Here is a 13,437-nt window from a genome sequence, read left to right on the forward strand (position 1 = left end):
GGTGCGGGTGTGGTGGTTACTTGACACCGAGGATGTCGACGACGAAGACGAGGTCGCCTTCAGGCTGGCCACTTTCAGCAGTGGCCTCGGGGTACGCGAGGTCCTTGGGGATGACCAGGAGTACACGGGAGCCGACCGTCTTGCCGGACAGGCCCTGGGTCCAGCCCTTGATAACGCCGGTGAGCGGGAAGGTGGCCTTCTCGCCGCGGTCGAAGCTGGAGTCGAAGACCGTTCCGTCTGTCAGCTTGGCGCCGACGTAGTTCACGGTGAGGGTGTCGGTTTCCTTGACCTCGGGGCCGGTGCCCTTGATGAGGTCCTGGGAGACGAGGGCGGTCGGGGCGGCGACGCCTTCGACGGAGATCTCCGGGATGCCCTTGTCATTGTCCTTGACGGTCGGCAGGCCGGCCGGCGGGGTGACCGTTTCGCCCTCGGGCTTGTCCAGGACCTTGGGTGCGTCCTTGGTGGAGAGCACCTTGACGACGAGGAGCTGGGTGGGCTGCGCCTCAGCGCCTTCAGCGGCTGCCGCGCCGGGAACGGCGAGGGCGAGGTGGGTGCCGATCTTAGCGCCCACGAAGGCGTTGTAGATGACAGGGCTTTCGGTCTTGAGGTCGTCGGTAAGTTCGAGTTCCTCCGGCTCCCCCGGGAAGGTGTCCTCCAGGGTGGAGCCGTCCTTGCCGCTCAGGGCAACGATGGAGATTGAGGCGACCTGGTTGGCCTTGACCCGGTCGCCGTCACCTTCCTTGACCACCTTGACGGTGGGTTCCTTGACCTCAAGGGGTTTGGTGAAGTCAACACCTGGTGCCTTCTTGTCGCCGTTCTCCGTCAGCTTGAGGGAGTCCAGCTTGGCGGTCTCGCCGGCGGACTGGCTGGTGGGTTCCGGGGCGGCTGGTTCGCCGCCGCCGCAGGCGGTCAGCAGCAGCAGTCCGGGAAGAAGAATTGCTAGTAGTCGGTGCACTTAAGAACTTTCGTCGGGGCAGGATGGACGCCTCGCCGGGCAAGTGCCAGCGGCAAAGCAAGCGTTGGCCGCGAACGGCACCCCTCCAGAATAACGTGGAAAGCTGGGTGTCAGCCCATAGAGTTCAGCAGGGCATCCACCCGCTCGTCCACACTGCGGAACGGGTCCTTGCACAACAGGGTCTGGTGGGCGCGGTCGTTGAGTTTCAGGTGCACCCAGTCCACGGTGTAGTCGCGGCCCAGTTCCTGCGCCCGCCGGACGAAGTCGCCGCGGAGCTTGGCGCGGGTGGTCTGGGGCGGGGCGTCCACCGCGTCCTTGACCGCGGTGTCATCGACCACGCGGCGCACGGCACCGCGGGACTGGAGCAGGTAGTAGAGTCCGCGGGTTCGGGAGATGTCGTGGTAGGTCAGGTCCAGCTGCGCAATCCGGGGCGCGTCCAGGCCCAGGTTGTGCCGTGAGCGGTACCTGTCCATGAGCTTCTTCTTGATCGCCCAGTCCACTTCCGTGTCGATCTTGCTGGTGTCGCCGCTCTCGATCGCATCGAGGGTGCGTTCCCAGAGGTCCAGGATCAGCGGTACGTGGGGGTTATGGGCTCCCTGTTCCGCGACGAAGGCCGTGACCTTGCCCAGGTATTCGCGCTGGATTTCCAGGGCGGTGAGCTGCCGGCCGTTGGCAAGCCGGACCAGCGCGCGGCCGCTGAGGTCATGGGAGATTTCCCGGATGCTGCGGATCGGGTTCTCCATCCGCATGTCCCGCATGATGACCCCGGCTTCGATCATCCGCAGGATCAGGTCCACGGTTCCGACCTTGAGCAGCGCCGTGGTTTCGGACATGTTGGAGTCGCCCACGATCACGTGCAGCCGGCGGTAGAACTCGGCGTCCGCGTGCGGCTCATCGCGGGTGTTGATGATCGGGCGGGACCTGGTGGTGGCGGAGGAGACGCCCTCCCAGATGTGGTCGGCCCGCTGGGAGAACGCGAACGTGGCACCGTGCGGGGTCTTGAGGATCTTCCCGGCGCCCGCGATCAGCTGCCGGGTCACGAGGAACGGAATCAGGATTTCGGCCAGCCGGGAGAATTCCCCGCGCCGCGGGATGAGGTAGTTTTCGTGGCTGCCGTAGGAGTTCCCGGCGGAGTCGGTGTTGTTCTTGAACAGGTACACGGTGCCGTTGAAGCCTTCCGCCGCGAGGCGTTCCTGCGCCTCGTCCACGAGGTCGTCCAGGATGAGTTCCCCGGCCCGGTCGTGCGCGATCAGCTGGGCGAGGTCGTCGCATTCCGCGGTGGCGTACTCCGGATGGGACCCGACGTCGAGGTAGAGCCTGGAGCCGTTGGTCAGGAAGACATTGGAGGACCTCCCCCAGCTGACCACCTTGCGGAACAGGTAGCGGGCCACCTCTTCGGGGGCCAGCGGGCGTGACTCCGGGCTCGAATAGGAAATCCCGAACTCGGTCTCAATGCCGAAAATGCGCTTGTCCATCTCAGTTCTCCTCAGCCAGCAATGCCGTGATATCTGCGTCCTCAAGCCGGCGGAACGCCCTGCGGGTGCCGCGGCTGCTTTCCGAGCCGCGGTCCAGCACCGCCACCTCCACGGCCGACGGCGGCAGCGTGGTGGTTTCCTTGTCCGAAACGAGGCCGGTCAGCGCAAGCCTGATGGCGCCGGCGAAGTCCAGTGCGCCCTGCCAGCCCGCTGCGACGGCCTCGGAGACCTTGTCCGCCTGGCCGCCCATCACGATGAAGCCCTTCTCGTCGGCGATCGACCCGTCAAAGGTCAGCCGGTAGAGGTGGTCCTCTTCCGGGGAGGACCCCACCTCGGACACGGCCAGTTCGACTTCGAAGGGTTTTTGTTCCGCGGTGAACACCGCCCCGAGACTCTGCGCGTAGACGCTGGCCAGGCCCCGGGCCGTGACGTCCTCCCGGTCGTAGGAGTAGCCGCGGACATCCGCGTACCGGACTCCGGCCTGCCGGAGGCTCTCGAATTCGTTGTATTTGCCCACGGCGGCGAACGCGATCTTGTCGTAGATCTCGCCGATCTTATGCAGGGACGGCGAGGGGTTTTCGGCCACGAGGGCAATCCCGTCGCGGCAGCTGATGACCACCACGGAGCGCCCGCGGGCGATGCCCTTCCGCGCGAAATCCGCGCGGTCCTTCATCAGTTGTTCGGGCGATACGTAAAACTGCTGGGTCATCTCAGGCCTCCCGCTGGGCCACGGCCCGGGACTCGATGATGGCGCCGGCCATTGCCGCGAGCTCGCGATCCGGCACCCGGACGGCACCCGTTCGGTTGACGACGTACACCACCGGCCACAGCTGCCTGACGGGGTCGGGGCCGCCGGTGGCGGAGTCGTCGTCGGCGGCGTCGTAGAGCGCTTCGACGGCGACGGAGACGGCGTCCGGCTCGGGAAGGTTGGGCCGCCAGAGTTTCTTGAGCGCGCCGCGCGCGAACATCGAGCCGGAACCGACGCTGTGGTGTTCCTGCTCCTCGTACCGGCCGCCGGTGACGTCATAGGAGAAGAGCCGGCCCAGGCCCGCGGGACGGTCGAAACCGGCGAACAGCGGGACGACGGCGAGGCCCTGCATCGCCATGGGCAGGTTGCTGCGGACCATCGCCCCGAGCCGGTTGGCTTTGCCGTCGAGGCTCAGGAGGGTCCCTTCGATCTTCTCGTAGTGTTCGAGTTCGACCTGGAAGAGCCGGGTGATGTCGAGGGCGATCCCGGCGGTGCCGGCGATGCCGAGCACGGAATACTGGTCCGCGGGGAACACCTTCTCGATGTGCCGGCTGGCGATGACGTTGCCCATCGTGGCGCGGCGGTCGCCCGCCATCAGCACCCCTCCGGCGTAGGTCAGCGCAACAATGGTGGTCCCGTGCGGCGCCTGCAGGGGTGTGGCGGCGTTCCCCGCCGGGAACTGCTGGCCGGACGGCTGATGGCCGAACGGCAGTTGGCCGAAAGGCAGTAAATCGGGGCGCTGGCGCTGCAGATGTTCGGTGAAGGAGGACGTGGCGTTGGCTGCTACCTGGTTGGCGGTGGTTTCCTGCACTGGTGCACTCCCTCAACGTAGTGAATCAACGACTTCCGGCCCTGTGCCGGCGCAAACCCCCTGGGCCGCCGCGGTCCGGGCGGTGCGCTACTGGCCGCCTTTTTGGACAAACGCCCGGACGAACTCCTCGGCGTTGGACTCCAGCACACCGTCAATCTCATCGAGCAGATCGTCGACGCCCTGGGTGGCGGCTGACGCCTGGGCCTCCGCGGGAGCCGGCGGGGCGGCGGGGACGTCCTCGTCGACCTCGGTGTCCCGCGACTGCGGCTGCTGCTGCTCCTGGCCTGCCATTGTTCTCTCCTTCTGTCCGTCCCTGCTTTGCAAGGGACTTCATGTAAGCCATATTGCCACGCCCGGAGCCCCTGCGGGACTCTTTGCCACTAGGAACCGGGAGGGAGTCCGAGCAGCTCGGACAGGAACGGTCCGGCTTCCCGGTGCCGTCCGAAGAGGCCTCCGGTGAGGGCCTCGGTTCCGCGCAGCGGTTCCCGGGTGGGGACCCGCTGCAGCCTGCCGCGGCCTGGCACATCGAAGATCACGGAGTCCCAGCTGGCGCCGACAACGTCGGCCCCGAAGCGGCTGACGCAGCGTCCCCGGAAATAGGCCCGGGTGTCCGACGGCGGCTCTGTGACCGCCCGCTGGATCACGCCGTCGTCGACGATCCGCCGCATCCGGTCCCGTGCCAGCAGGCGGTAGTAGAGCCCCTTTTCGGGCCGGATGTCCGCCCACTGGAGGTCCACCAGACCCAGCCGCGCGTGGCCCCATTCCAGTCCGTCGCGGTCCCGGTAGCCCTCCAGCAGCGAAAGTTTCGCCAGCCATTCCACGGAGGACGCGGCCGCAGCCCGGTCGTTGCCCAGCTCGGTCAGGGTCGCCGACCAGCGTTCCAGCACCTCGTGGGTGTGGCCGTCCCCGTCCACGGCATCGGCGACGCCGGTGTCCTGGGCATGCTTCGCGGCGGCTTCGAAATAGATCCACTGCAGGTCCAGGGCGGTGATCCGGCGCCCGTCGAGCAGCCGCAGGGTGGCGGTGAGCGAGGTGTCATGGCTGACGGCCTGCAGCGCGGCGACCGGCTCATGGACTTCGAGCTTCGGGGCCAGGCCGGCCTCGATCAGGCTCAGGACCAGGGCCGTCGTGCCGAATTTCAGGTAATTGGCGGTCTGGCTGAGGTTGGCGTCGCCGATGATCACGTGCAGCCGCCGGTACTTGTCCGCGGTCGCGTGCGGTTCATCGCGGGTGTTGATGATGGGGCGGCGGATTGTGGTTTCGAGGCCGACCTCGGTCTCGAAGAAGTCCGCCCGCTGGCTGATCTGGTAGCCGGGGCGGGACCCGTCCTGTTTCATGCCGACCCGGCCCGCGCCGCAGAAAATCTGGCGGGTGACGAAGAACGGGGTCAGGCCGCGGACGATGTCGCCGAACGGCACCGCACGGGGCATGAGGTAGTTCTCGTGGGAGCCGTAGGAGACCGACTTGTTGTCGGTGTTGTTCTTGTACAGATTGACCGGGGGCAGCTCGGGATCCGCGGCCAGCCGCCGCACCGCGGCGAGGGCCACGAGGTCACCGGCGGCATCCCAGGCGACGACGTCGCGCGGGCTGGTGACCTCCGGGCTGGAGTACTCGGGGTGGGCATGGTCGACGTACAGCCGGGCACCGTTGCCGAGCACCATGTTCATCAGCAGCGTGCCGGACTCATCCTCGCCGTCGGCTTCCAGCTCCTGCCGGCCATATGCCAGGGCGACCGCCTCGGCGTCGAGGACGGGCGGCTGGTCGGTCAGCTGGTCCGGTTCGGCCTGGCTGCGCTCCAGCGTCCAGCCGCGGGCGTCATGCAGGGGTTCCTCGTCGGTGTAGTCCCAGCGCGTCTCGGCCCCGCCGGCGGCGCGCTGCCGGGTCACCTGGGCGTAGGCCTGGATCACGCGGGCGGACATCATCGTGGCGTTGGCGCCCGGCGCGGACGGGGCGTGGATGCCGTACTCGGTTTCCGAGCCCATCACCCGCATGGCGCCGCCGACCGGCAGCCCGCCCGACACGCCGGCCGGCTTGCCCGGTACAGCAGCCGACGTCACAGGTACTGGCCCGTGCTCGGCATCGTCTCAATGGACTTGCCGGGTTCCTGCCCAGCCTTGCCCTGGACGATGGTGCGGATGTACGTGATGCGCTCGCCCTTCTTGCCCGAGATCCGTGCCCAGTCGTCCGGGTTGGTGGTGTTCGGCATATCCTCGTGCTCGCGGAACTCGTCGACGACCGCGCGCAGCAGGTGGTCGATCCGGATGCCTTTCTGGCCGACGGTGAGCAGGTCCTTGATGGCGTACTTCTTGGCCCGGTCCACGACGTTCTGCACCACCGCGCCGGAGTTGAAGTCCTTGAAGTAGAGCATTTCGGTGTCGCCGTTGGCGTAGGTGACCTCAAGGTATTCGTTGGACTTGTCGGTGGAGTACATGGCCTCGACTGTGCGCTGTACCATCGCATCCACGGTGGCCTGGACATCGCCGTGGTGCTCGGCGAGATCGGACTCGTGGAAGGGAAGGTCGGCGGTGATGTATTTGTTGAAGATGTCCGCCGCGGCCTCCGCATCGGGGCGGTGGATTTTGACCTTGACGTCCAGGCGGCCCGGCCGCAGGATCGCCGGGTCGATCATGTCCTCACGGTTGGAGGCGCCGATCACGATCACGTTGTCGAGCCGCTCCACGCCGTCGATCTCGCTGAGCAGCTGCGGGACGATGGTCGTTTCGACGTCGGAGGAGATGCCGGTGCCGCGGGTGCGGAACAGGGAGTCCATTTCGTCGAAGAACACCACCACCGGGCTGCCCTCGGAGGCCTTCTCCCGGGCGCGGGCGAAGATCAGCCGGATGTGCCGTTCGGTCTCGCCGACGTACTTGTCCAGCAGCTCCGGTCCCTTGATGTTCAGGAAGTAGCTCTTCATGTCCGTTTTGCCGGTGCGTTCGGCGGCCCGGGCGGCGAGGGAGTTGGCGACCGCCTTGGCGATGAGCGTCTTGCCGCAGCCTGGCGGGCCGTAGAGCAGGATGCCCTTGGGGGCCTTGAGGCCGTGCTCGCGGTACAGGTCCGGATGCAGGAACGGCAGCTCCACGGCGTCGCGGATCTGCTCGATCTGCGGCCCCAGGCCGCCGATGTCCTGGTAGGTGATGTCCGGCACCTCCTCGAGGACGAGGTTCTCCACCTCGGAGCGCGGGACCTTTTCAAGGGCGTAGCCGGTGCGCGAATCGATTGAGAGGGCGTCGCCGACCCGGAGCTTCTGCGCGAGCAGGGCGCCGGAGAGCCGGATCACGCGTTCCTCGTCCGCCCGGCCGACCACCAGGGCACGGTCCGTGCCCAGCATCTCCTTCAGCGTGACAAGCTCACCGGCCCGTTCGTAGCCCAGCCCGGCGACGACCATCAGCGCCTCGTTGAGGAGGACCTCCTGGCCGACCGCCAGCTGGTTCATGTTGACCAGCGGGCTGATCCCGACGCGCATCTTCCGGCCGGCATTGAAAATGTCGACCGATTCCTCGGTGGCGGCCTGCCCGCCGTTGCCGGCCGAGGCATGACGTTTCGGGTTCAGCTGCAGCACGGTGCCGAAGCTGTACGGCGGCTGGCCCTCCTGGTCGAGGGCGTTCTTGAGCCGGAGGATTTCCGCTTTCGCGGTTTCCAGCATGCCCACGAGCTTGGAGTTGTTCTGCGTCGCGGCGGCGAGCTGGCGGTCAATATGCCGGAGCTTGTCCCGGAGGATATTGACCTGCCGCTCGGCCACGGACAGTTCGCTGGCGGCGTGCGCCTGACCCGCGAATGCTGCGTCCTCTGCCGGCGTCTGGCCCGGATCGGTGTTCGGAGTCTCCATCGTGCATCAGCCCCTTCCTACGCTTCTATTAAGACATTAGCCCCAAGAAGCCGGACCCCGCTGAAGACTTCCGAAATGCGGACTACTTCGTAATATCAGAATCGTCCTTGACGTTGGTTCCGGCAATGGCGTCGCGGGCCGCCCGGCGCAACTTCTTGTCCGAAACCGCGCGCTCACCCACGGCACCGGGCGTCCAGGCGTTGACGTCCTCCGCGTTGAAGTCGGTCTTGGACGGGCGGCGCTTCACGGAAATGCCCGTGACGCCGTCGGCCAGCCGCCGGGTCACGAGCAGGAAGCCGGTATGCGCGACCATCCGGTGGTCCGGACGGACCGCCAGGCCCTCAAGGTGCCAGCCGCGGACCATGGATTCCCAGGCGTCGGGCTCGGTGAAGCGGCCGTCGGCGCGGATCGCCTCCGCGGTCCGGGACAGCTGCGTCACGGTGGCGACATAGTTGATCCACACGCCGCCGGTGGCCAGGACGGTGGCAACCGCATCGAGGCATTCCCAAGGCGCCAGCATGTCCAGGACCACGCGGTCCACGGAGCCCGGCTCCTCGGTGCGGACCACTTCCTCCTGGAAATCCCCGATGGAAATCTGCCAGGCCGGATGCGGGCCGCCGAAGATCGTCTCGACGTTGCCGCGGGCGATGTCAGCGAATTCTTCCCGGCGCTCGAAGGAGTGCAGGTAGCCGTTGTCGCCGACCGCGCGGAGCAGCGAGATAGACAGGGCGCCGGAGCCAACGCCGGCTTCCACGACGCGTGCGCCGGGGAAGATATCCGCCATGGTGACGATCTGGCCGGCGTCCTTGGGGTAGACAACGGCTGCGCCGCGGGGCATCGAGAGGACGAAGTCAGAGAGCAGGGGGCGCAGCGTCTGGTACTGCTGGCCGACGTTGTTGACCACCACGGAGCCGTCCGGCTTGCCAATGATCTCGTCGTGGTTCAGGAAGCCGCGGTGCGTGTGGAACGCCCCGCCGACTTCGAGGCTGATCGTGTTCATGCGGCCGCGCTCGTCGGTGAGCTGCACCCGCTCGCCCTCCCGGAACGGTCCGCGGCGGCGGGCTGCGCCGACGGGTGCGGCGGCAGCACCTGCTGCCGGGATGGCCGCCGGGGCGGCTGCGCTGGTGGCCGGACTAACGGCAACGCCGTCGGCAGTTACGGCGTCGTCGGGGCTGATGCTGGCGGCGGTGTCGCTGCTCATGAAAATGTTCCTCGCTCCTGTAAAGCTGTGTGGCCGCGGAAATCGCCGGCGGTCCGGCTGCTCGCGCCCAGGGCCGTGCGCCCAGGCCGGAAATACACGACCGGCAGGTAACTCTACCGGCTTTGCCCGAACATCCGCTTGCCGGACCCGGGATTCTTGCCCCTCAGGGCGCCCAGGACCGCGGCCTGGCGCAGCAGGCCGATCACGGTTCCGTCGCGGTCGACGACGGCGTATTCCAGGCCGTCGAGTTGGGCCAGGTACTGGATCAGTTCCTGTCCTTTGGACCACTCCGGCACCCAGGCACCCTCCCCGAGGGCGTAGGACACGGCCGTGAGGGGCGTTGTGCCGGCGGCGGCCGCGGAGACCGAGGCGACGGCCCCGGCGTCCACGACGGCAGCCGGCCGCCCGTCCGGGCGGTAGAGCACGACGGCGGGACCCGCCCCCGTGGCGGGATCCGGGGCCAGCGCGAGCACGTCGGCCACGGACGCGCCTTCCGGGAGGCCCACTGCCGGTTCGGCCAGCGCGCCGGCTGCCACGAGCGGCAGCCGGCTCCGCAGCCGGGCCTGCTCAATGGAGGCGGTGGCGCCCATCCACAGGAAGCTGCCGACAAGGACTGTGATGAGCATCAGGGAGATGTCCGGCCGGTCGCCGCTGAGTACGGGCAGGACCACGAACCAGGCCACAAGGCCGATCACGATGATCCGCCCGCCCCAGCCGGCGGCCACGGTGCCCTTTTCCTGGCTGCCGGTCAGTTTCCAGACGGCGGATTCAACGAGCCGGCCGCCGTCCAGCGGCAGCCCCGGCAGGACGTTGAAGATACCGATCAGCAGGTTGGCCCAGACGAAGATGTTGGCCAGGATCCCCGCGACGCCGGTGAGGTCGCCGGCCGTCAGCAGGAGCCAGCCGCCGGCGGCGAGGACAAAGTTGGCCGCCGGACCCGCCATCGCAACGAGGACGGAACGCCCGGGGGACGCCGTGAAGCTCTCAAACTGGGTGTGGCCGCCCCAGAGGTTGAGGACGATTTTTTCGCTGGGCCAGCGGTAGATCTTCGCGGTCAGCGCGTGTGCGAGCTCGTGGACCAGGACGGAAATCAGCAGCAGGAGAGCGTAGGCGAACGCCACGAAGTAGGCGCCGATGCCGAGGTAGGGGTTGTTTGCCTGCAGCACCGGTCCGTAGACGATCACGGTGAACGCGGCAATGATGAACCACGAATAGGCGAGGATCACCGGGATGCCGGCGATCCGCCCCAGCGGGATTCCCTCTTTGCGGCCCTGCTTCTGCGGATCCTGCCCGCCGCGGCCGCGGGTGTCGGTGTCAGTCATGGACCGGCACCGTTGCCGCACCGTGTTCCGGCAGGCCGCCGGGGACGCCGCCGTTGCCGCCGGCCAGGCCGAAGGTAGCGTCCGGGAACTCGTGGCGCAGGGCGACGAGCTGTTCGAGGTCGGCCACGGTACGCCCGGCCAGGGTGTCCCACATGGCGTGGCGCGGATCATCCGGCAACGGCACAATATGCGGGATGGCGACCGTCAGCACGCCGGAGGCGACGGCGGCCGCGACGCCCGGACCGGAGTCCTCAAGCGCGACGCAGTGCTGCAGGCCCAGTTCCGGGTCCTGTTCCTGCAGCAGCCCGACCGCCTTGAGATAGGCCTCCGGGTGTGGCTTGCCCCGCGTGACGGTGTCTCCGGTGACGAGGACTTCGAAGTAGGGCCTGGGCAGGCTGGCCACAATCTCCCGGGCCAGCGGGGCCTCCGACATGGTCACCAGGGCGCAGCGGATCCCCGCGGTGTGAAGCTCCTCCAGCAGTTCGCGGGCACCGGGCCGCCACGGCACGCAGGTGCGGACCTGGCTGATGACGTGGGCCGTCAGGATGTCGATGATCTCCCGGCGCTCCAGCGCCACCCCGGCATCCTGCAGGATGCCCGCGGAGAAGACCAGCGACTGGCCCACCAGCTGCATGGCCTTCTCATGGGACCACTGCCCGCCGTGCGCGGAAACCAGGGCGTGTTCGGCCTCGATCCAGTACGGCTCGGTGTCGACGATGGTGCCATCCATGTCCCAGAGCGCGGCTTTGAGCAGGGGCTGGGGAGCTGAGGATTGCATGCTTTCCAGTCTACGGGGCGGCCCTGTGAGGGGCCTGATACTACGCCTACGGCGAATATCGGCCGCGGACCGCCGTTTTCCGGCGCTTCATTCCCTGCGGGGGCCGGGTCCTTGGACGTAGGGTGAAGGGATGAATAGCTTCGAGGTAGACCCCGCGGAAACGGGCGACGTGCCCGAGCCGGAACGGCTGCTGCAGCCCGTGCCCGAGGGCCGGCGCATCACGGTGATGCTCGCCGCCTTTGAAGGCTGGAACGACGCCGGGGAGGCTGCGAGCGATGCGCTGCGCTACCTCAACAAGCTCTGGGGCGGCAAGAAGGTCGGTTCGGTCGACGCCGACGAGTACTACGACTTCCAGTTCACCCGGCCCACGATCCGCCGCACGTCCTCGGGTGAGCGGAAGATCAAATGGCCCTCCACCCGGATTTTCAAAGCCAGCGTTCCCGACTCCAACGTGGACGTCATCTTCGTCCAGGGCACCGAGCCGTCGTACAAGTGGCGGGCCTACACCGCCGAACTGCTGGTTCACGCCGAGGCACTCCATGTGGACGACGTCATCCTGGTCGGTGCCCTGCTCGCCGATGTGCCGCACAGCCGGCCGATCCCGGTGAGCACGTCGACGGATGACCCGGCGCTGCGCGAGCGGATGGACCTCGAGGCCTCGCAGTACGAGGGTCCCGTGGGGATCGTGGGCGTCCTCGCCGAGGTGGCGCTGCTGGCCGGGCTGCCCACGGTCTCACTCTGGGCCGCCGTGCCGCACTACGTGGCCCAGGCGCCCTCCCCCAAGGCACAGCTGGCGCTGCTGAACCGGATCGAGGAGCTGCTCCAGGTCCCGCTCGACACCCAGGACCTCGTCGAGGAGTCCGACGCCTGGGAACGCGGCGTTGACGAACTGGCCACCGAGGACCCCGAGATCGCGGCGTATGTGCGCCAGCTGGAGGAAGCGAAGGACACCGCAGACCTTCCGGAGGCCAGCGGTGAGTCGATCGCCCGGGAATTCGAGCGCTACCTCAAACGCCGCGGCAAGGACAAGCCCTAGAGCTCGACGCCCAGCAGGGCGTTGACGGCGTCGGAGACCAGGGCGGCGTCCGGGGCGGATCCGTTCTGGGCTGCCTGGAGGGCCGCCGCTGCCCACTCATCCGTGGCGGCGACAGCCCCGGGGGCGTTCAAATCGTTCGAGAGTTCGGCGCGCAGCCGGGACACCAGCCCGGCGGCCGAGCCTGCGGGCGCCGCGTCCAGGGCGGCCCGCCAGGTGCGGAGCCGTCCCTTGGCCTGGGCGAAGCCGGCCTCGGTCCAGGACCAGTCGCTGCGGTAGTGATGGGCCAGGATGGCCAGCCGGATCGCGGCCGGGTCCTCGCCGGCGGCGCGGAGTTTGGAGACCAGGACCAGGTTCCCCTTGGACTTGCTCATTTTCTCGCCGTCAAGCCCGACCATGCCGGCGTGCGCGAAGTGTTGAGCCAGCGGCACACCGGTCAGGGAATAGGCATGCCCGGCGCCCATTTCGTGGTGCGGGAAGATCAGGTCCGAGCCGCCGCCCTGCACGGTGAACGGGGCGGGCAGGTACTTCTGGGCGATGACGGTGCATTCGATGTGCCAGCCGGGCCGTCCCTCGCCCAGCCCGTCGCCGGGCCAGCTCGGTTCGCCGGGGCGGGCGACCCGCCAAAGGAGGGGGTCCAGGGCCTGGCGTTTGCCGGCGCGGCCGGGGTCGCCGCCGCGTTCGGCAAAAAGTTCGAGCATCTCCGCCTCGGACAGCCCGGAGACGGCACCGAGGGTCCACGCGTCCGTGGCCTCGGCGGAGTGCTTGCCGGCCGCTTCGACGTCGTAATAGACGTCCCCGTCCGGCTCGCCGGCGGTGCCGGCCACCCGGTAGGCCAGACCCCGCTCCACCAGGCCTTCGATCGCGGGAACGATCAGCGGAATGACTTCCACCGCACCCACGTAGTGGTCCGGCGCCAGCACGTTGAGGGCTTCCATGTCTGTCTGGAAGAGCTCGATCTGGCTGGCGGCGAGATCGCGCCAGTCCACGCCGGTCGCGGTCGCCCGTTCCAGCAAGGGGTCGTCGATGTCGGTGACGTTCTGGACGTAGGAGACCTGCTGGCGGCCGTCCCGCCAGGCGCGGTTGAGCAGGTCGAACGCGACGTAGCTGGCCGCGTGGCCCATATGGGTGGCGTCATACGGGGTGATTCCGCAGACATACATCGACTGTTCGCCTGCTGCCCCGAGGGTGGCGACGCTGCCCCTAACGGTGTCGAAGAGGCGCAGGGCAGGCATGCTGCCCGGGAGCTGGGGAACGGGGCGGGAGATCCAAGACTTCACAGCACAAG

General features: G+C 68.0%; 12 protein-coding genes. 1 reads left to right on the top strand and 11 read right to left on the bottom strand.

The annotated features are described in order from the left end of the window. Positions 1 to 16 precede the first annotated feature (16 nt). From ACZYZ5_RS12040 to ACZYZ5_RS12085, 10 genes are all read right to left on the bottom strand, one after another. Positions 17 to 955 carry an FKBP-type peptidyl-prolyl cis-trans isomerase gene (locus ACZYZ5_RS12040; protein ID WP_463901960.1) on the bottom strand — a complete coding sequence of 313 codons (939 nt, stop codon included), beginning with the start codon at positions 953 to 955 and terminating at the stop codon, positions 17 to 19. Positions 956 to 1,065: 110 nt separating this feature from the next. Continuing rightward, positions 1,066 to 2,430: a Pup--protein ligase gene (gene pafA / locus ACZYZ5_RS12045; RefSeq protein WP_463901961.1), complete on the bottom strand. Its 1,365-nt coding sequence runs from the start codon at positions 2,428 to 2,430 to the stop codon at positions 1,066 to 1,068. Position 2,431: 1 nt separating this feature from the next. After that, positions 2,432 to 3,139 (bottom strand): proteasome subunit alpha, encoded by a 708-nt coding sequence (gene prcA, locus ACZYZ5_RS12050; protein ID WP_463901962.1) that lies wholly within the window; start codon positions 3,137 to 3,139, stop codon positions 2,432 to 2,434. Position 3,140: 1 nt separating this feature from the next. Then, entirely contained in the window at positions 3,141 to 3,989 is an 849-nt protein-coding gene (prcB, locus tag ACZYZ5_RS12055) for a proteasome subunit beta (RefSeq protein WP_463901963.1), read from the bottom strand. 87 nt (positions 3,990 to 4,076) lie between these two features. Further along, entirely contained in the window at positions 4,077 to 4,280 is a 204-nt protein-coding gene (locus ACZYZ5_RS12060) for a ubiquitin-like protein Pup (RefSeq protein ID WP_211881074.1), read from the bottom strand. A gap of 89 nt (positions 4,281 to 4,369) precedes the next feature. Then, on the bottom strand, positions 4,370 to 5,980 hold the full coding sequence (gene dop / locus ACZYZ5_RS12065; protein WP_463902027.1) for a depupylase/deamidase Dop: 1,611 nt from the start codon (positions 5,978 to 5,980) through the stop codon (positions 4,370 to 4,372). 62 nt (positions 5,981 to 6,042) lie between these two features. Further along, on the bottom strand, positions 6,043 to 7,815 hold the full coding sequence (gene arc / locus ACZYZ5_RS12070) for a proteasome ATPase (RefSeq protein ID WP_463901964.1): 1,773 nt from the start codon (positions 7,813 to 7,815) through the stop codon (positions 6,043 to 6,045). Between the two features lie 82 nt (positions 7,816 to 7,897). Next, the gene (locus ACZYZ5_RS12075) at positions 7,898 to 9,016 is read right to left on the bottom strand and encodes a tRNA (adenine-N1)-methyltransferase (RefSeq protein WP_463901966.1); all 1,119 of its coding nucleotides are present in this window, start codon (positions 9,014 to 9,016) and stop codon (positions 7,898 to 7,900) included. A 113-nt stretch (positions 9,017 to 9,129) separates the two neighbouring features. After that, positions 9,130 to 10,338, bottom strand: a complete 1,209-nt coding sequence (locus tag ACZYZ5_RS12080) for a site-2 protease family protein (protein ID WP_463901967.1) — start codon at positions 10,336 to 10,338, stop codon at positions 9,130 to 9,132. Then, complete coding sequence (locus ACZYZ5_RS12085) at positions 10,331 to 11,116, bottom strand: HAD family hydrolase (protein WP_463901969.1); 786 nt, start codon at positions 11,114 to 11,116, stop codon at positions 10,331 to 10,333. Before ACZYZ5_RS12085 ends, ACZYZ5_RS12080 begins: the two co-directional genes overlap by 8 nt. 130 nt (positions 11,117 to 11,246) lie before the next feature. On the opposite strand from ACZYZ5_RS12085, the gene ACZYZ5_RS12090 reads away from it, so the two are divergent. Next, entirely contained in the window at positions 11,247 to 12,152 is a 906-nt protein-coding gene (locus ACZYZ5_RS12090) for a PAC2 family protein (protein ID WP_463901971.1), read from the top strand. Here ACZYZ5_RS12090 and mshC read toward each other — a convergent pair. Next, the gene (mshC, locus tag ACZYZ5_RS12095; RefSeq protein ID WP_463901972.1) at positions 12,149 to 13,429 is read right to left on the bottom strand and encodes a cysteine--1-D-myo-inosityl 2-amino-2-deoxy-alpha-D-glucopyranoside ligase; all 1,281 of its coding nucleotides are present in this window, start codon (positions 13,427 to 13,429) and stop codon (positions 12,149 to 12,151) included. The two genes, ACZYZ5_RS12090 and mshC, sit on opposite strands and share 4 nt — an antisense overlap. Between the last annotated feature and the right edge of the window lie 8 nt (positions 13,430 to 13,437).

This window comes from Pseudarthrobacter ribosi (assembly GCF_055412865.1).